Origin of the sequence: Paraburkholderia sp. BL9I2N2 (genome assembly GCF_004339745.1) — a bacterium.
In the GTDB taxonomy this organism is placed as follows: Bacteria; Pseudomonadota; Gammaproteobacteria; order Burkholderiales; family Burkholderiaceae; genus Paraburkholderia.
The window spans coordinates 771,672-790,520 of record NZ_SMGP01000001.1 but is presented as its reverse complement, the minus strand read 5'-3'; the positions used below and the strand labels follow the sequence as shown (position 1 = coordinate 790,520).

Sequence of the window (18,849 nt, the reverse complement as noted above, 5' to 3'; positions counted from 1 at the left end):
GAAGCCGGCGCGTGACCCGGCGTAGAGACAAACATCAACATAGCGCGCGCCTTCAGGCGCAGGAAAGGCCGGAGCGCGTAAAACAGTTTCTTCGAACGGACGCTAATCCGGCGGGCAAGACCTGAAACGCAAGCGCCGGCTGCGCCGTCTTGCGCTCAGGAGAGCCCGAATCCGTCGTCGGCGGCAATCACCGAGCCGTTGATGAACTGCGATTCGTCGGCGGCCAGCAGCAGCAGGAGTCCGTCCAGATCTTCCGGTTTGCCGACTCGGTGACGCGGCAGCATCGACACGAGCTTCTGCCCTTGCTCAGTCGACCAGTGATGGTGGTTGATCTCCGTGTCGATATAGCCCGGGCAGATCGCGTTCACGTTGATGCCGTGTTTGCCCCACTCCAGCGCCATGGCTTTCGTCATATGCACGACAGCCGCCTTGCTGATCGAATACAGGCCGATCTGCGGCAGCACGCGCAAGCCGGCCATCGACGCGATATTGATGATCCGGTACGACGGTTTCTGCGCGTTGTTGCCGCGCATGATCATGCGTTTGGCGACTTCCTGGGCGACGAAGAACGCGCCGCGCGTGTTGGTATCGAACACGTATTCGAAGTCGGCGGGGGTGACCTCCGAGAGCTTCTGCGTGGTCGACACGCCCGAATTGTTCACAAGGATGTCGATCGTGCCGGCCTCGGTTTCCGCATGGGCGACGGCCGACTTGATGCTCTGGTAGTCGGTCACGTCGAGCGAAACGACGTGCGCCGCGCCGCCGGACGCCTCGATCTCGGCGCGCAATTCCTTCAGACGCTCGGTCCGCCGGCTCGCCAGCACGACCTTGGCGCCCGCCTGCGACAACACTTGAGCAAAGCGCTTTCCCAACCCGCTCGAGGCGCCGGTGATCAGCGCGACCTTGCCTTCCAGATTGATCGAACGGCCCATTGTCGTTCCTTGTTCGGTTGTTGTTACAGATGCGGTTGACGGGTGCGGTAAGACCGTCACTACGGGTCATACCGTATCATAAAAATAGAACGATCGTGCTAATCTGTGCTCATCTGGTTGCAGTGCGGGTGTGCATCGCCCACAATACGAACCCGAAAAAAGCATTCTAACGGTAAGAGGAGCATCAATGACCCCCGCAAGTCTCATTGAGCAGTACGGTCCGCGCGAGTCGATGGAATACGACGTCGTGATCGTCGGCGGCGGCCCGGCTGGCCTGTCCGCGGCGATCCGCCTGAAGCAGCTGGCGGCGGAAAAAGGCGTCGAGCTTGGCGTGTGCGTACTGGAAAAAGGCTCGGAGATCGGGGCGCATATCCTGTCGGGCGCGGTGATGGATCCGCGCGCTTTGAACGAGCTGGTCCCTGACTGGAAGGAAAAAGGCGCGCCGCTGACGGTGGACGTGACCGAGGACAAATTCCTGTTCCTGACGGAAACCGGTTCGAAGAGCGTGCCGACCTGGGCGCTGCCGGACAATTTCAAGAATCACGGCAACTATGTGATCAGTCTCGCGAACGTCACGCGCTGGCTGGGTCAGCAGGCTGAGGCGCTGGGTGTCGAGATTTTCCCAGGCTTTCCTGCTGCTGAGATCCTCTACAACGATGACGGTTCGGTTAAGGGCGTCGCGACTGGCAATCTCGGTATCGGCAAGGACGGCGAGCCGACCGAAAACTTCCAGCTCGGCATGGAACTGCACGCGAAGTACACGCTGTTCTGCGAAGGCGCGCGTGGGCACCTCGGCCGCCAGCTGAACGACAAATTCAAGCTGCGCGAAGGCGCCGATCCGCAGGTCTACGGGATCGGCATCAAGGAACTGTGGGAAATCGATCCGTCGAAGCACAAGCCGGGTCTGGTGATGCACACCGCCGGCTGGCCGCTCGAGAACGACACCTACGGCGGCTCGTTCCTCTATCACATGGATAACAACCAGGTGGTGGTGGGTTTCGTGGTGGGCCTCGGCTACACGAATCCGTACCTGTCGCCGTTCGAGGAATTCCAGCGCTACAAGACGCATCCGGCGATCCGCGCGGTGCTCGAAGGTGGCAAGCGTGTGTCATATGGCGCGCGGGCGATTACCGCCGGCGGCCTGATGTCGCTGCCGAAACTGGTGTTTCCGGGTGGCGCGCTGGTCGGCGACGATGCGGGCTTCCTGAACGCATCGCGGATCAAGGGTTCGCATGCGGCGATCAAGACCGGCATGCTGGCCGCTGAAGCGGCGTTCGACGCTGTGCAGGCTGGGCGTCAGAACGATGAACTGACGGCGTATCCGGAGAGCTTCAAGACCTCGTGGCTGCACACCGAACTGCATCGCGCGCGCAACTTCAAGCAGTGGATGAGCAAGGGCCTGTACCTCGGCACGCTGATGGTCGGCATCGAGCAGAAGCTGCTGGGCGGCAATGTGCCGTGGACGCTGCATCACCAGCATTCGGATCACGAAATGCTGAAGCCCGCATCGCAGTGCAAGCCAATCACTTATCCGAAGCCGGATGGCAAGCTCACGTTCGACCGGTTGTCCTCGGTGTTCATCTCGAACACGAATCACGAGGAAAACCAGCCGGCGCACCTGACGCTGAAAGATCCGTCGGTGCCGGTGAACGTGAACTGGCAGACCTATGCCGGTCCGGAATCGCGTTATTGCCCGGCGGCCGTGTACGAGTTCGTGAAGAATGACGACGGCAGCGAGCGCCTCGTGATCAACGCGCAGAACTGCGTGCACTGCAAGACCTGCGATATCAAGGACCCGACGCAGAACATCGTGTGGGTCACGCCTGAAGGTGGCGGCGGTCCGAACTATCCGAACATGTGATCGATGCTTCACTTGTCTTCGCAGCGCCTGCTTCTGAATGCTCGCGCTGTGAAGGCAAAAAACTCAACGCCGCCCCACCGCTTCAATCCGCTCGCGCACCTTCGCCACGACGGGCGCCCAGTCGCCGACGCGCGGCTGTCGAACCAGTTCAACCGAGTCGTACCACGCCGTCTCCGTCGAGCCATCGCCCCAGAACCAGGCGGACACGTGATCGATCATCAAGCAGGTCGGCACGCCGAGCGCTCCCGCCAGATGCACGGGCCCGCTGTCGATCGTGACCACCATATCCAGATTCGTCAGCAACGCCGCGACATCGTCGAAGCCGGACTGAAAATGATGCGTCAGATCCACGACGTCGAGACCCTTGGCGCGCCACTGCGCGACCGTCTCCCCGCGCCCCGGCGACAACGCAAAGTAGCTCACGCCAGGTACGTTCAACAGCGGTTCGATTTGCTCGACGGGCACCGAACGCCGCATGTCGCGAACATGGTCCGGATTGCCGTTCCACACCAGCCCGACCTTGCGGTTGCCTCGCTTGCCGGCCGTGTGCGCTTCGACTCGTTCGCGCCATGTCTGCTCACGCGCCGGGTCGGCCGTTAGGTACGGCGCGCCCCATCCCGTTGCGTCGAAAACACCGAGCCGCAGCGGCAGGCTCATCAACCCGCAGTGAAAATCCGGCTGTGTCTCCAGGCTCGTTTCGAGAGGCAAATCGGTGGGCAGCATCCGTTCGAATAAATGCCGCAAGGGTCCGTCATGGCCGAAAATCACCCGGCCGCCCTCGCGCCCCGCCCGCTCGGCCAGCAGCGGCAGAAAGCGCACCGCCCAGAGGCAATCGCCATTGCCTTGCTCGCCGTAGACCACCAACGTTTTGCCCGCAAGCGATTCGCCCTGCCAATGCGCGCTGATCGCCGCGAGCGCCTGCTGCGCGTTATTCAGTTCGCCTGCGGCAAACGCGATGCGCGACTCGTAATGCGCCCAGCCATCGGCAAAACGTCCGCTGCGAATCTCGAGTTCCGACAGATCGAACAATGCATGGGCGTTATCCGGCGAGAGCGTCAGGACTTGCCGCAGCAACGCCTCGGCCTCGCCGAACCGCGCCTGCTCCTTGATGCACAACGCCAGCTTGTGAAGCGCCACCGGATTGCCGGGAACGACACGCACCGCTTCACGCAACAGCGCCTCGGCCGCGGCGAAGTCGTCACGTTGCTGAACGGCCGCCGCGCGCCAGATCAGCGCGTTGGCGTCTTCGGCATCGCGCGAGAGCAGCAGGCCGGTGGCCGAGTCGACCAGCGCCCAGTCGCGCAGCACGAAGGCCGTTTGCGCAATCGTATGCAGCAGCGTGGGTTCGCAGGAAGGATCGAGTTGATAGGCGCGCACCAGTGCAGCAAGTGCCTCGCGCTGGTTCGCCTTGTCACGGCCGGCGTGTTGCAACAGCGCCTGACCGAACGCCAGGCACTCGCCGGCGGCGGCATCGGGCGCGGCGGCACGCGCACGCAGGCCCGCGAGGTGGCGCGCTGACGGCCCGAAATTGAGATCGGTCATAGAGACGGCACTGCTCACGCAGAACAGGTACAGAGACGCCTGAAACAGGCCCGTTAAGGCGCGCTCGCCGCGATCTTCGGCGTGCTGACGGCGACGTCGCCGCATTGCGCGCGATGGCGCAGCGCATGGTCGATCAGCACCAGCGCGAGCATGGATTCGGCGATCGGCGTGGCGCGAATGCCGACGCACGGGTCATGCCGTCCGAACGTTTCGACGATGACCGGTTGCCCCGCCTTGTCGATCGAGCGACGCGGCGTGCGAATGCTCGACGTCGGTTTGATCGCGATCGATACCGTCACGTCCTGTCCCGTCGAAATACCCCCGAGCACACCGCCTGCGTGATTGCCGACGAAGCCCTCCGGCGTCAATTCGTCGCCATGCACCGAACCGCGTTGCGCGACGCTGGCGAAGCCCGCGCCAATCTCGACGCCCTTCACCGCGTTGATGCCCATCATGGCGTGCGCAATGTCCGCGTCGAGACGATCGAACAGCGGCTCGCCGAGGCCGACCGGCACGCCGGACGCCACAACGTTGATGCGCGCGCCGATCGAGTCGCCTTCCTTGCGCAGCGCGTCCATATACGCTTCGAGTTGCGGCACGATCTCCGCGTTGGGCGCAAAAAACGGGTTCTCGCGCACGTGCACCCAGTCGACGAACGGCACGTCGACCTCGCCGAGCGCGGCCATATAACCGCGAATCTCGGTGCCGAACTTCTCGCGCAGCCACTTCTTGGCGACCGCGCCCGCGGCCACCGTCGGCGCCGTGAGACGTGCCGATGAACGGCCGCCGCCACGATAGTCGCGGATGCCGTATTTCTGCCAGTAGGTGTAGTCGGCATGGCCCGGGCGGAACGTGTCGGCGATATTGCCGTAGTCTTTGCTGCGCTGGTCCGTGTTGCGGATCATAAGCGCGATCGGCGCGCCGGTGGTCTGGCCTTCGAACACGCCCGACAGGATCTCGACCTTGTCTTCTTCCTGGCGCTGCGTGACGTGGCGCGACGTGCCGGGCTTGCGGCGGTCGAGTTCGAACTGGATGTCGGCTTCGTTGAGCGCCATGCCCGGCGGGCAGCCGTCGATCACGCAGCCGATAGCGGGGCCGTGCGATTCGCCGAAGGTCGTGACAGTGAAAAGCGTACCGAGCGTGTTGCCGGACATGGGCGTCGTCCAAAGAAATGCGGGGAAAGCAGTATTATGCCAGCCTCGTGGCGGCTGGACCGCGCCGCGCGGTCGTTTTGGCCGATCGGCCAGGGTGTGCATGCGCGGCCGCTTCCTGACGGATCACCCGGCTTGTCAGGACGTACGCTGTGTCGGGTAGGAATAGTCGCCCAAGACACTTGCGTCGCCTGTTGCCTGGTCAGTCACGCAGCTGGCGGGGGCGCAAAACATCGCAAGGCGGGAACTTCCATGCCGATATTGCGCACCGCCTGCCCTAGCCGCGCGGTCATGCCGCCACCTTTCGCAAGCTCTCTATGCCCGTGCGGTCACGTTTTCGGTTCCCGTGGTGCCGCTACCGAACTTCGGCACCCTTGCCGCGCTACTTCCGCGCCCCGCGCAACTCGGCGACGATGTCCTGCAGCTTTTCGGGCGTCGCCAACGCCGGCTCGATTGGCTCCCCTACCGCGAGCGTCAGACGGCTCATGACGCCCTTATGAATCGGCCGCGGCCAGCGCGCGTCGTTGGCGCGCGAAAATACGCTGCCCCACAGGCCGCGCAGCGCCATCGGGATGACCGGCGCCGGCGTGCGCCGGATGATCTCGGTCACGCCGTGACGGAACGGACTCATGTCGCCGGTTCGGGTGAGCTTGCCTTCCGGAAAGATGCAAACCAGTTCGCCTTCGGCAAGCGCCTGCGCGCAGCGCTCATAGGCGCGCGTCAGCATCTGCGCATCCTGATGCGCCGGCGCGATCGGAATCGCCTTCGCGTGACGGAACACCCAGCCGGCGAACGGCGTCTTGAAGATCTGGTGGTCCATCACGAAACGGATCGGCCGCGGGCTCTCGGCCATGATGACGATCGCGTCCACGAAACTCACGTGGTTGCACACGAGCACGGCCGCGCCCTCATCCGGAATCCGCTCGGCATGCACGAGGCGAATCCGGTAGAACGTGTGCACCAGCACCCAGGCGATGAAGCGCAGCAGAAATTCCGGCACGAGCGAGTAGATGTAGGTCGCCACGACGATATTGAGCAGCGCGGTGACGAGGAAAATCGCCGGAATGCTGAAGCCCGCCGAGGTCAGGGCGACGGCCATCAGCGACGAAACGATCATGAACAGCGAGTTCAGAATATTGTTCGCCGCGATGATCCGCGCACGGTGGCTCGGCTGGCTGCGGCTCTGGATCAGCGCATACAACGGCACGCTGTAGAGGCCGCCGAACATGGCGAGCAGGAACAGATCGGCCAGCACGCGCCAGTGGGCCGGCCGCACGATGAACTCGCCGACGCTCAGCAGATGCCCCTGCAGCGGCAGTGCGTGGCTCGCGAAAAACAGATCGATCGCGAACACGCTCATGCCGATCGAGCCGAGCGGCACGAGGCCGATTTCGATGCGCCGCTTCGAGAGCTTTTCGCACATCAGCGAGCCAAGGCCGATGCCGATCGAGAAGGTGCCGAGCAGGACGGTCACGACGTCCGGATCGGCGGACAGCACATTTTTCGCGAAGCTGAAAAACGACGACAGGAAGATCGCGCCGACGAACCACAGCCAGGAAATGCCGAGCAGACTCAGAAACACGGTGCGGTTTTCGTGCGCCAGCTTGAGGTTGCGCCACGTTTCGCTGACCGGATTCCAGTTGATGCGCAGATCGGCTTGCGGCGCCGGCGTGAGCGGCACGAAGCTCGACACCGCGCGCCCTACAACCGCGATCGCGACGCACGCGCAGGCGAGCACCACTGCGCCGTGTTCGACGAAACCGGCGCCCACGCCGCCGACGATCGTGCCGATCAGGATCGCCACGAAGGTGCCCATTTCGACCATGCCGTTACCGCCGACCAGTTCTGCCTTCGACAGATGCTGCGGCAGGTACGAGTATTTGACCGGTCCGAACACGGTGGAATGGACGCCCATCAGAAACGTGCACAGGTACAAAAGCGGTGCGCTATGCAGCCAGAAACCCGCGCCGCCGATCAGCATCACCACGATTTCGAAGCTCTTGACGAAGCGCGTGAGCATCGCCTTGTCGTACTTGTCGGCGATCTGGCCTGAGGTGGCCGACAGCAGCACAAACGGCAGAATGAAGATGGCCGAGATCAGGAACGCTGCCGTTTTCGGATCGACTCCGGAAAAGCGCGCCGCCTGATACGTGACGAGCGACGTGAAGCCGATCTTGAACACGTTGTCGTTCATCGCGCCGAGGAACTGGGTCCAGAAAAACGGCGCGAAGCGACGCTGGCCGAGCAGCCGGAACTGGGATTCGTGCGCTTCTTGTTGACGGGCGGCGCGGCGGGCGGCAGGTAACGGACGATCGCTCATGAAGTTCCGTGAACAGGCTAAAAGAACGACAAAGAAGAAAGCACCATGCGCGGTGTCGCGCGCGGGCGTGTCAGCGGGCGGCACACGGCGCCGGACTGCAAAGCGATCACGCGAGTTCGCACCGGCCTTGGCATCAAGCCAGCCCAAGGACCGGATACAAGGCAGGACATGAGGCCAAACCCAGCGCCGGACACAAAAAAAGCGCACGCTTTCGCGCGCGCCTTGACTGCCTCTTCGCGCTCACAGCAACGGCTAGCGCGTCGCAGTGAATCGCCGCGCATTAACGCGCCGGCTGCTGGTCCTGCTGTTCTTCCGGCCAGTCGCGGATATATGCCTTGAGCATGCGGTTTTCGAAACCCTGCTCTTCGACCACCGCCTTGGCGACGTCGTAGAACGAGATCACACCCATCAGCGTGCGGCTTTCCATCACCGGGAGATAACGCACGTGATGTTCGAGCATCATGCGGCGGACTTCGTTGACATCCGTTTCCGGCGTGCAGGTGAGCGGATGGTCGTCCATGACCTTGCGGATCGTGGAGGTGCCGACGCTGCCGCCGTTCTCGCTCAGCGTCAGAATGATTTCGCGGAACGTCAGCATGCCGACGAGGTCGCCGTATTCCATCACCACCAGCGAGCCGATGTCGTGCTCGGCCATGGCATTGACTGCGTCGTGCAGCGTGGTATCCGGCGTGACCGTGAATAGGGTGTTGCCTTTGACTTTGAGGATGTCGCTGACTCGCATGATTTGTCTCCCGTAATGCCCGCTAAGCTGGTAATGCATCGATGTTTTTCGATCCTAGCGGAAAGACCCATAAAAGGAAAGCGGCCCGCCCACCAAGGCGCAGCGGGCGTTCGCAGGTTCGAACCCGTAATTCCGAGCGTACGCGCATCGGGAAAACCGCGCTTGAAGCGCCGCATGCCGGTGATAGGATGGCCGCCACTTTCACCTTTCGCGAGGCCGTCCGTGGCCCCGCCGCCCAGCATGTCCGCGAACCGTTTCGACACGCTTGCGCTGCACGCCGGCGCTGCTCCCGACCCGACAACCGGCGCGCGCGCCACGCCGATTTACCAGACTACCTCGTTTTCGTTCCGCGACTCGGACCACGCCGCGGCGCTCTTCAATATGGAGCGCGCCGGTCACGTCTATTCACGCATCTCGAATCCGACCGTGGCCGTGTTCGAGGAACGCGTCGCCGCGCTGGAAAACGGCGCGGGCGCGATCGGCACGGCGAGCGGCCAGGCGGCCTTGCACCTGGCCATCGCCACGCTAATGGGCGCGGGCTCGCATATCGTTGCCTCCAGCGCGCTGTACGGCGGCTCGCACAATCTGCTGCACTACACCTTGCGGCGCTTCGGTATCGAGACGACCTTCGTCAAGCCCGGCGACCTCGACGCGTGGCGCGCCGCGCTGCGCCCGAACACGCGGCTGCTGTTCGGCGAGACGCTCGGCAATCCGGGCCTCGACGTGCTCGATATCGCCGCCGTGGCGCAGATCGCGCATGAGCATCGCGTGCCTCTGCTAGTCGACTCGACCTTCACCACGCCTTATCTGCTCAAGCCGTTCGAACACGGCGCGGACTTCGTCTATCACTCGGCCACCAAATTTCTCGGCGGCCACGGCACGACGATCGGCGGAGTGCTGGTGGACGGCGGCACCTTCGACTTCGAAGCCTCCGGGCGCTTCCCCGAATTCACCGAGCCCTACGACGGCTTTCACGGCATGGTGTTCAGCGAGGAAAGCACCGTCGCGCCGTTCCTCCTGCGAGCGCGCCGCGAAGGCCTGCGCGACTTCGGCGCATGCCTGCATCCGCAGGCCGCGTGGCAACTGCTGCAAGGCATCGAGACGCTGCCTTTGCGGATGGAACGGCACGTCGCCAATACGCGCCGCGTGGTCGAATTTCTCGCCGGTCACGCGGCGGTCGAATCCGTCGCCTACCCGGAGTTGCCGACGCACCTGGACCACGCGCTCGCGAAACGCTTGCTGCCGCGCGGCGCCGGCGCGGTGTTCAGCTTCAATCTGCGCGGCGACCGCGCCGCCGGACGCAGCTTCATCGAAGCGCTCGCGCTGTTCTCGCATCTCGCGAACGTGGGCGACGCGCGCTCGCTGGTGATTCATCCCGCATCGACCACGCACTTTCGCATGGACGCCGCCGCACTCGCCGCGGCCGGCATTGCGGAAGGCACGATCCGCCTCTCGATCGGCCTCGAAGATCCCGACGATCTGATCGACGACCTCAAGCGCGCGCTGAAGGCCACGCAGAAAGCGAGCGGTTCGGGCGCGCCGCGCGGCGGCGCACCCGGTGTATCCGGTGCATCCGGCACGGCTGCCCAACCTCGCCCGGAGTCCGCATGATCCTCACTGTTCAAGGCAAACCCGCCTACGCCTACACCGGCGGCAAACCGTTCGATGCGAGCCTGCCGACCGCCGTTTTCATCCACGGCGCCGAGCACGATCACAGCGTGTGGGCGCTGCAAACCCGCTACTTCGCGCATCACGGCTTTAGCGTGCTGGCCGTGGATCTGCCCGGCCACTGCCGCAGCGCGGGCCCGGCTCTGACCACGGTGCCCGCCATGGCCGACTGGCTCGCCGCGCTGCTCGACGCCGCCGGCGTGCAACGCGCTTTCGTGGCCGGCCACAGCATGGGCTCGCTGATCGCGCTCGACTTCGCCGGCCGCTATCCGGAGCGGGCAACCCACCTCGCCCTGCTCGCCACGGCGATACCGATGGCCGTCTCCGACGCCTTGCTCGACGCCGCCTTGCACCGTGAGCCCGAAGCGATCGGCATGGTCAACGAGTGGTCGCATTCGACCTTCGCAGCCAAACCCTCCTGCCCCGGCCCCGGCTTCTGGCTGCACGGTATGAACCAGCGCTTGATGGAGCGTGTCTCGGCAAGCGGCGAGCCGAACCTGTTCCACACCGACTTCGCCGCCTGCAACAGCTACGCGGACGGCCTCACCCGCGCCGCGCAGCTGCGCTGTGCGGCACGCCTGATCGTCGGCCGCCGCGATGCGATGACACCGCCGCGCGCGGCCAAAGCGCTTGCTGGCGCCTTGGCGCAAGCCGGTGTGCCGGTCGACACGGTCACGCTCGAAGCAGGCCACGCGCTCATGACCGAGCAACCGGACGCCACGCTCGACTCCCTCTTCAGCTTCGCTTCCGGTGCGCCCCGCGAGATCCGATAAACGTTGCGAGTCGTCACGATAGCCGCGTGAGGAGCGGCGCGCCATCGGCCGAACGGCCAGGTTGCGCGCGTCGCCCGATAGCCGCACAATGGATCAAGCCTGTCCTGCTTCGAGCGCGTGTGTCTGGGCCTGTTGGCGCGCACGCTGAAGCATCGAGAAGCGTCGCAATCGGAGGCCGTGATGGCTCAAACCGCGCACACCGATCACTTCGCGAGTTTCGCGGAGTTCTATCCGTACTACCTGAGCGAGCATCGCAACACAGTCTCGCGGCGGCTGCATTTCGTGGGATCGCTCGGCGTGATCGGCTGTCTCGCCATGGCGCTCGCCACCGGCGACTGGCTATGGCTGCCCGCTGCCGTGATCTGCGGATACGGCTTTGCCTGGGTCGGGCATTTCTTCTTCGAGAAGAACCGGCCGGCTACCTTCCGGCATCCGCTTTATAGCCTGATGGGCGACTGGGTGATGTTCAAAGACATCTGCGTCGGGAAGATTTCGTTGTAGCGATGCGGTAGCTTCAGCGCCGACCAGTACGCACTCCGCGCGGCTCAAGCCGCCTGATGCGGCATGGAAGGCGTACCGGATTCGCTCTGCTCGGCACGCGCCCCACGAGCGGCCGCGCGCGCCGTCAGCAACGCGGCGAGTGTGACTTTCAGCTTGTCGTTTTCCAGCGCCGCCAGCAACATCTGCCCGTCCACGCGGGTGGACGCGAGTTGGAGCTGATACTCGAGTTCCGCGCGGTCGATCACGAACAGCGCGAACAGGCGCTCGACCGTGATTTGCGCCGGATTCGCCAGCAGGAGGAAATGCGGACGCATGCCATCTTCCTGCAAGCGCGCGATCCACTCGATCTCTTCGAGCTTTTGCAGCAGGTTGATCGTGGTGTCCATATCGCGACGAAGCATCCGCGAAAGTTCGGGTACGGTATAGCCGCGCTTGCCTGCTTCACGCGCTTCCGAGAGCCGTGCGAGCAGTTCGAGCGAGTCGAACAGATTGCTGCCCTCGAAAGTGGGCCGGTGAAACTGGCCGATACGAATGGCCGGCAACGCGGACGCGATCATCGCGCCCGCGAGCGTAATGAACCAGCACAGGTACATCCACACCAGGAACAGCGGCACGGCCGCGAATGCGCCGTACACCGCGGTGTAGGTCGGAATGCGCCGTACGTAGTACCCGAAGCCGCGCTTCGCCAGTTCGAAGGCGATCGCCGCGGTCACGCCGCCAATCACCGCGTCGCGCCACTCCACCCGGCAATTCGGCAGGTAGACGTAGAGAATCGTGAAGGCGAGCGCCGTGAGCGGCAGCGCGGCGCCGGTGAGCGCCCACTCGATGACCGGCGTCATGCGTTGCGCCGCCGTAAAGGTCATGGATTGCGTGAACAGGTACGATGAAATCGACAAACTCACGCCGATCAGAATTGGCCCGAGCGTGATGATCGCCCAATACACCAGAATGCGCTGCGCGATCGGCCGCGCCTTGCGCACGCGCCAGATCACGTTGAAGGCGGACTCGACCGTCATCATCGTCATCACGGCGGTGACGAACAGAAAAATCATACCGATGGTCGTGAGGCCCTTCGCCTTCGAAGCAAACTGGTTCAGATAGTTGAAGATCTGACTGTTGAGCTGCGCGGGCATCAGATGGTCGGCAAGAAATATCTGCAGCGACATCTGGAACGAAGCAAAGATCGGAAACGCGGTGAACAGCGCGAACGCGACCGTGGCGAGCGGCACGAGCGAGAGCATGGTGGTGAACGTGAGGCTGCCGGCCACCTGCGGAATGCGGTCTTCGCTACTGCGCTGCGCAGCAAATTGCGCGAGCCGTTTGAGCGTGTCGAGATCGAAACGCACCCTGGACAACAAACCCCACCTCCTTGCTTCGTGTACCGGTGTTTCAGGACCGCGCGCGAGACCTGGCCGAACGGCTATGGGTGGCCTGTGGAGCGGACCCAGCCCCTATAATACCCGTTCACCGATGAGGCCTATGAAAGACATTCTCGTGCTCTATTACAGCCGTCACGGCGCCACGCGCGAGCTCGCGCTGGCGATCGCGCACGGCGTCGACAGCGTCCCCGGCATGCAGGCGCGCGTGCGTACCGTGCCGGCGGTGTCCACCGTCTGCGAAGCGACCCAGCCCGATATTCCCGCCGAGGGCCCGCCCTACGTCGAACTGCGCGACCTCGAGGAATGCGCCGGTCTGGCGCTCGGTTCGCCTACCCGCTTCGGCAACATGGCCGCGTCGCTCAAATACTTTCTCGACGGCACCACGCCGCAGTGGCTTTCCGGCGCGCTCTCCGGCAAACCCGCTTGCGTGTTCACGTCCACCGGCAGTTTGCACGGCGGCCAGGAATCGACGCTGCTTTCCATGATGCTGCCGCTTCTGCATCACGGCATGCTGATCGTCGGCATTCCGTACACGGAGAGCGCGCTGAGCACCACGCAAACCGGTGGCACTCCGTACGGCGCGTCGCATTTCGCGCGCGCGGGCAGCGCCGAACAAGGCATTTCGGCGGACGAGAAGACGCTCGCCATCGCGCTCGGTGCACGCGTCGCGCGCACGGCGGCATCCATGAGCGAAAGGCCGTGAGCGAGCCGCACGCCCAACCGGCCGCCGCGTCTGACGCCGATACCGCAGCGCAGGCGCCCGTGACCACAGCCGCCATGCCCGTGCCGCGAAATCGCGCTGCCGCGTTCGGCGCCACCACTGCCCTGGTGGCGCTGATCGCCCTGTCCGTCGCGTGGGAATGGTGGCTCGCGCCGCTGCGTCCCGGCGGTTCGGCGCTCGTGCTCAAGGCTGTGCCGCTGCTGCTCCCGCTACCCGGCGTCTGGCGGCGCCGGCTCTATACGCTGCAATGGGCGTCGATGCTGATCCTGCTGTATTTTGCCGAAGGTATTGTGCGCGGCTGGAGCGACCGCGGGCTGAGCGCCGGTCTCGGCTGGCTGGAAGCCGCACTCTCTGTGGTCTTTTTCGTCTGCACGCTGGCCTACGTCGCGCCGTTCAAACGCGCGGCGAAGCGGGCTGCAAAACAGGCCGCCAACCAGCCCGCAAAGCAGCCCAACACCACCGGCTGACGAAAACGCTGCGCCTCACCTGACATTTCCGCCCGAATACGCTGACCGACCAACATGACCCAGACCGCTTTCCTCACCGCCTGCCGCGACGCCATCGGCGCCGCGCAGGTGCTGACCGATCCGCACGACACCGCCCCGTACCTGACCGACTGGCGCCGCCGCTACACCGGCGCGGCGTGCGCGGTGCTCTGCCCGGCCACGCCTGACGAAGTCGTGGCGCTCGTGAAGCTCGCCGTCGAACATCGCATCGCGCTGGTTCCGCAAGGCGGCAACACCGGACTCGCCGGCGGCGCCACGCCGGACGCAAGCGGCGCGCAGGCGGTCATCAGCTTGCGGCGTCTGAACCGGGTGCGCGACATCGATCCGCACAACAATACGATCACGGTCGAAGCCGGCGTCATGCTCGCCGAAGTGCAGAAGCACGCCGACGAGGCCGGCCGCCTCTTCCCCTTGAGCCTCGCCGCCGAAGGCAGCTGCACGATCGGCGGCAATCTCGCCACCAACGCGGGCGGCACCGGCGTGCTCCGCTACGGCAATGCGCGCGAGTTGTGCCTCGGCCTCGAAGTGGTCACGCCGCAAGGCGAACTGTGGGACGGCCTGCGCGGACTGCGCAAGGACAATACCGGCTACGATCTGCGCGACCTGTTCATCGGCGCGGAAGGCACGCTCGGCATCATTACCGCCGCCGTGCTCAAGTTGCATCCGCAACCGGCTGCGCGCGTCACGGCGCTCGCCGCGCTCGCGTCGCCGTACGCCGCGCTCGACTTTTTGTCGCTCACACAGTGCATCGCCGGGCCGCTCCTGACCGGCTTCGAATTGATGTCGGATTTCTGCCTGCGCCTCGTCGGCCGGCATTTCGAGCAGATGCGCTATCCGTTCGCCGAGCCGCACGCGCAAGTCGTGCTGCTCGAACTGTCGGACAGCGAAAGCGAGGAGCACGCACGCGGCCTGTTCGAGCGTCTGATGGAAACGGCGCTCGAAGACGGTCTGGTGCAAGACGCGGTGGTCGCGGAAAATCTCAGCCAGTCGCGCGCGTTCTGGAATCTGCGCGAACACATTCCGCTCGCCCAGGCCGAGGAAGGCCTGAACATCAAGCACGATATCGCGGTGCCGATCTCGCGCATCGGCCACTTCATCGAGGAAACCGACGCGGCGATCGCGCAGGCCGTGCCCGGCGCGCGCATGGTGACGTTCGGCCATCTCGGCGACGGCAATCTGCATTACAACGTGCAGGCGCCCGAGGGCGGCGACGCTAAAACGTTCCTCGAGCAATACCAGAGCCCGATCAACCAGATCGTCTACGACAGCGTGCACCGGCATCGCGGCAGCATCAGCGCGGAACACGGGCTCGGCCAGTTGAAGATCGACGAGGCGATGCACTACAAGCAGGACGTCGAAGTGCAATTGATGCGCGCCGTCAAACGCGCGCTCGATCCGCTGAATCTGATGAATCCGGGCAAGGTGCTACGCTAGAGTCTGATGCTCCGCGCTCCCTTGCGGAGCTACTTGCAGGAGTCGTGGTCGTGAAGATTCGAGTGCTGTCCGATCTGCATCTGGAGAACGACGAGCCCGAGCTGATCCCGCATGCGCAGGCGGATCTGATCGTGCTGGCCGGCGACATCCACAATCACGCGGCCGGACCGCGCTGGGCTGCGCAGACTTTCGACGGCGCCGTGCCGGTGGTCTACGTGCCCGGCAATCACGAGTACTACGACGGCGAGTTCAGCGCGCTTGACGCCGCGCTCTACGACGCGGCCGCGCAGGTCGATAACGTGCACGTGCTGAACAACGCCGCGCTGGTCGACCCGCAAGGCCGGTGGCGCGTGCTCGGCACGACCTTGTGGACCGACTTCGCGTTGTACGGGAACGACCCGGACACGCTCGCCGAATCGATCGAGGCGTCGCGCAAGGTCATGCTCGATTTCCGCGGGCTGATCCAGATGAACTGGCCGCACGACACCCATGACGCCACGCGCGACTTCACGCCCGACGACTCGCTCGCGCTGCACCGGCAAGCACGCGCCTGGCTGGAAGGCGAACTCGCCAGGCCGTTCGGCGGCAAGACGATCGTCGTCACGCACCACGCGCCGCATCGGCTGAGTCTCGCCGAGCGTTACGCGGAAGACCTCGTGTCGGCGGGCTTCGTCAATCACTTGCCGGACCTCGTGGGCCCGCCGGTCGCGCTGTGGATTCATGGGCACACGCATACGCCGTTCGACTACAACGTGAATGGCACGCGCGTGGTCTGCAATCCGCGCGGCTATCTCGACCGACGCACCGGCTTGCTGGAAAATCCGCTTTTCGCGTGGGATAAGGTTGTCGAGATCTAGCGGGCACTGAGGTGGGTTGGGTCGGCTTCGGCTTGAGTCGGCTTCGGTTCGGGTCGCTCAGCCGGGTCGGTCGGGTCGGTCGGCTAGGGGCCGATCTGGGTAGCGGGCCGGCACGGCAGGCACTACGCTGTCGAGGTTGTCGAACCGCGGTCATCCAACCGCGGTTGTCGAACCCCAGGCAGGTCGCCTCCGGAGGTCGCTCATGTGTGGTCGAATCAGCCAGTATCGCGATCCGCATCTCTACGTCGAGCACCTCGGCCTCGCCGATCCACTCATGCTCTTCGACGCCGTCGACCGCCGTCCCGGCTACAACCTCGCGCCCGGCACCCACCCGCTCGCCATCTATCCGGATCAGACGGTACACGCGGTCCACTGGGGCTATTGCCCGGACTGGGCACGCGAACAACATCTGCCGCAGACGATCAACGCGCGCGCGGACGCCGCGCCGAACGGGCGCTACTTCAAGGAACTGTGGAAAACCGGACGGGTATTGGTGCCGGCGGACGGCTGGTTCGAGTGGCGCACGGAAACCGCGTCCGTGACCACCATCGCGGACAGCAAAGACAGACTAGACGAGCCGCCGATTCGCCAGCCCTACTTCGTGCATCTGAAGAGCGACTCGCCCATGTATCTCGCGGCGCTCTCGAGCGTGCGCGGCACCGAGCCGCAAATGGAAGGCATGGGAATGGTGATCGTGACGGCCATCGCCGACGCGGGCCTCGTCGACGTGCACGACCGCCGTCCGCTGGCATTCGCGCCGGACGCGGCGCGGCGCTGGCTGGACCCGAAACTCCCGCTCGACGAACTCGAGCAGTTGACGCGCAGCGCGGGCTTGGCCGCCGGGCGCTTTCGCTGGCATCGGGTGAGCCACGACGTGGACCGCACGCTCAATGACGAGCCGGGCCTGATTGCAGCAGTGAACTGAATTTGAGCGCCAGATGTGCGCCCGGAACGTGCGTCAACCGCTAGGCCCCAAGATCGGAAAACAGGCCGCCCGCCAAAGCGGCGCCACGCCAATCCTCAGCGATCGCGCCGCTGCCCCTGCAAATCCGGGCGCTCGACCTTGACCGGCACCAGTTGCGGCTGCTGTTCGCGCAGGCGGCGGAGCAGATCGCGCGATGCGGCGATCCCGATCAAGCCCAACATGACGGCCACGCCGATCATCAGATGCGTATCCATGAATCCCTCGTCCTTCTGTCGTTGCGATGTGTAGCGATTTGCCGAACGGCGGCGAACTGCGCGCGTCCGGTGCAATACCGCAGCGCATGAACGACACGTTAGCAAATCGACCGCGCGGGAGAAATAAGGAAATGTTGCGACGCGGCACTTATGTAACAGCGGCCCGTGCCGCCTGGCGGCAGCCAGTTGGCCATCGCCGGAACGCCCGCACGGCGCGGTGTCAGGTTCGCGCGAACTCGCGCAGTTCCTCCTGATCCGCGGCCAGCGTGACAGGTAGTTCCTCACGCAGGAACTCGACCCACGTGCGGATCTTGGCGTCCAGATACTGCCGGGACGGGTACAAGGCGTACAGATTCATTTCCTGCGACGTGTATTCCGGCAGCAGCCACACCAGTTCGCCGCTTCGCAAACCGCTAATTGCCGAGTAGATCGGAATCAGCCCGACGCCCATGCCGCTCGACACCGCCACCGCCATGGCTTCGGCCACGTTCACCTGGAACGTGGTCGCGCCGAGCGCGATGGTTTCCTCGCCGTTTGGGCCGTCGAAGGTCCATTTGTCGGTCGGGAACACCGGCGTGACCATTTGCAGACACGCATGGCGCGAGAGGTCGGCCGGCGTTTGCGGCACGCCGTGCCGCTCCAGATACGCAGGCGACGCGCACGCAATGCTGAACGCGCTGCCCAACCGCTGCGACACCAGCCCCGAATCCGGCAGACCGGTGGCGAGCGTGAGCGACACGTCGAAACCTTCGTCGAGCAGATCGGGCATGCGCTGCGCGAGCGTCAGTTCGATATGCACGTCCGGGTAGCGGTCCTGATAGCGGCCGACGGCCGGCACCACATAGTGCTGGCCAAAGCTCGTCATGGCGTGGACCTTCAGCTTGCCGGACGGGCGGGCGTGGGCGTCGCTCGCCTCGGCCTCCGCCTGATCCACGTACGCGAGAATCTGCTCACAGCGCTGCAAATAACGCTCGCCGGCCTCGGTCAGCGCGATGCGGCGCGTCGTGCGGTTCAGGAGGCGCGTGCGCAGATGCGCTTCCAGATCAGACACCGCGCGCGACGCGTAGGCCGTGGTCGTGTTCAGATGCTGCGCGGCACCCGTGAAGCTGCCCGCTTCGACGACGCGGACAAATACGCGCATGTTTTGAAGCGTATCCATAACTTTCCCTTGTGATCGGAAGCGATTGTTACACGATTCGCAAAGGCGATTGTCTCATATCCCGTAAAAATGCCTTGCATCTTTACCGGTTATTCCCCAATCAATCAAAAAATATAATGGCGCA

Annotated in this window: 17 protein-coding genes; 9 read left to right on the top strand and 8 right to left on the bottom strand. The window is 64.5% G+C overall.

Features of this window, described 5'->3' with window-relative positions; translation table 11 throughout:
* Positions 1–155 precede the first annotated feature (155 nt).
* The gene (locus tag B0G74_RS03665) at positions 156–932 is read right to left on the bottom strand and encodes an SDR family oxidoreductase (protein WP_132373691.1); all 777 of its coding nucleotides are present in this window, start codon (positions 930–932) and stop codon (positions 156–158) included.
* A gap of 187 nt (positions 933–1,119) precedes the next feature.
* On the opposite strand from B0G74_RS03665, the gene B0G74_RS03660 reads away from it, so the two are divergent.
* On the top strand, positions 1,120–2,793 hold the full coding sequence (locus B0G74_RS03660; RefSeq protein WP_132373690.1) for an electron transfer flavoprotein-ubiquinone oxidoreductase: 1,674 nt from the start codon (positions 1,120–1,122) through the stop codon (positions 2,791–2,793).
* 63 nt (positions 2,794–2,856) lie between these two features.
* Here the strand turns inward: B0G74_RS03660 and B0G74_RS03655 are convergent, their stop codons facing one another.
* From B0G74_RS03655 to B0G74_RS03640, 4 genes are all read right to left on the bottom strand, one after another.
* Positions 2,857–4,335, bottom strand: coding sequence for a tetratricopeptide repeat protein (locus tag B0G74_RS03655; protein WP_132373689.1), 1,479 nt, complete (start codon positions 4,333–4,335; stop codon positions 2,857–2,859).
* A gap of 53 nt (positions 4,336–4,388) precedes the next feature.
* On the bottom strand, positions 4,389–5,489 hold the full coding sequence (gene aroC, locus B0G74_RS03650; protein WP_132373688.1) for a chorismate synthase: 1,101 nt from the start codon (positions 5,487–5,489) through the stop codon (positions 4,389–4,391).
* 379 nt (positions 5,490–5,868) lie between these two features.
* Entirely contained in the window at positions 5,869–7,806 is a 1,938-nt protein-coding gene (locus tag B0G74_RS03645) for an MFS transporter (RefSeq protein WP_132373687.1), read from the bottom strand.
* A 280-nt stretch (positions 7,807–8,086) separates the two neighbouring features.
* Positions 8,087–8,548: a CBS domain-containing protein gene (locus B0G74_RS03640; protein WP_132373686.1), complete on the bottom strand. Its 462-nt coding sequence runs from the start codon at positions 8,546–8,548 to the stop codon at positions 8,087–8,089.
* A 240-nt stretch (positions 8,549–8,788) separates the two neighbouring features.
* Between B0G74_RS03640 and B0G74_RS03635 the strand changes: the two genes are divergently transcribed.
* The 3 genes from B0G74_RS03635 (at position 8,789) to B0G74_RS03625 (ending at position 11,490) form a co-directional block, all read left to right on the top strand.
* A complete protein-coding gene (locus B0G74_RS03635) occupies positions 8,789–10,159 on the top strand; it encodes an O-acetylhomoserine aminocarboxypropyltransferase (protein ID WP_132373685.1) in 1,371 nt (456 codons plus the stop codon).
* Positions 10,156–10,989 carry an alpha/beta hydrolase gene (locus tag B0G74_RS03630; protein WP_132373684.1) on the top strand — a complete coding sequence of 278 codons (834 nt, stop codon included), beginning with the start codon at positions 10,156–10,158 and terminating at the stop codon, positions 10,987–10,989. The genes B0G74_RS03635 and B0G74_RS03630 overlap by 4 nt, the downstream gene beginning before the upstream one ends.
* Positions 10,990–11,169: 180 nt before the next feature.
* Positions 11,170–11,490 (top strand): Mpo1-like protein, encoded by a 321-nt coding sequence (locus tag B0G74_RS03625; protein WP_012433756.1) that lies wholly within the window; start codon positions 11,170–11,172, stop codon positions 11,488–11,490.
* Between the two features lie 44 nt (positions 11,491–11,534).
* Here B0G74_RS03625 and B0G74_RS03620 read toward each other — a convergent pair whose 3' ends face one another.
* Positions 11,535–12,848 (bottom strand): YihY family inner membrane protein, encoded by a 1,314-nt coding sequence (locus B0G74_RS03620; protein ID WP_207915612.1) that lies wholly within the window; start codon positions 12,846–12,848, stop codon positions 11,535–11,537.
* 121 nt (positions 12,849–12,969) lie between these two features.
* Here B0G74_RS03620 and wrbA point away from each other — a divergent pair, with 121 nt between their 5' ends.
* The 5 genes from wrbA to B0G74_RS03595 all read left to right on the top strand — a co-directional run bounded on the left by wrbA (position 12,970) and on the right by B0G74_RS03595 (position 17,312).
* On the top strand, positions 12,970–13,572 hold the full coding sequence (wrbA, locus tag B0G74_RS03615; RefSeq protein ID WP_132373683.1) for an NAD(P)H:quinone oxidoreductase: 603 nt from the start codon (positions 12,970–12,972) through the stop codon (positions 13,570–13,572).
* A gap of 74 nt (positions 13,573–13,646) precedes the next feature.
* Positions 13,647–14,057, top strand: a complete 411-nt coding sequence (locus B0G74_RS03610; protein WP_132376830.1) for a DUF2069 domain-containing protein — start codon at positions 13,647–13,649, stop codon at positions 14,055–14,057.
* 54 nt (positions 14,058–14,111) lie between these two features.
* Complete coding sequence (locus B0G74_RS03605; RefSeq protein ID WP_132373682.1) at positions 14,112–15,530, top strand: FAD-binding oxidoreductase; 1,419 nt, start codon at positions 14,112–14,114, stop codon at positions 15,528–15,530.
* Positions 15,531–15,580: 50 nt separating this feature from the next.
* The gene (locus B0G74_RS03600) at positions 15,581–16,387 is read left to right on the top strand and encodes a metallophosphoesterase (protein WP_132373681.1); all 807 of its coding nucleotides are present in this window, start codon (positions 15,581–15,583) and stop codon (positions 16,385–16,387) included.
* Between the two features lie 202 nt (positions 16,388–16,589).
* Positions 16,590–17,312: an SOS response-associated peptidase gene (locus B0G74_RS03595; RefSeq protein ID WP_132373680.1), complete on the top strand. Its 723-nt coding sequence runs from the start codon at positions 16,590–16,592 to the stop codon at positions 17,310–17,312.
* Between the two features lie 95 nt (positions 17,313–17,407).
* Here B0G74_RS03595 and B0G74_RS45650 read toward each other — a convergent pair whose 3' ends face one another.
* Positions 17,408–17,566 carry a hypothetical protein gene (locus B0G74_RS45650; RefSeq protein ID WP_165923807.1) on the bottom strand — a complete coding sequence of 53 codons (159 nt, stop codon included), beginning with the start codon at positions 17,564–17,566 and terminating at the stop codon, positions 17,408–17,410.
* Positions 17,567–17,786: 220 nt separating this feature from the next.
* Positions 17,787–18,725, bottom strand: a complete 939-nt coding sequence (locus tag B0G74_RS03590; RefSeq protein ID WP_132373679.1) for a LysR family transcriptional regulator — start codon at positions 18,723–18,725, stop codon at positions 17,787–17,789.
* Between the last annotated feature and the right edge of the window lie 124 nt (positions 18,726–18,849).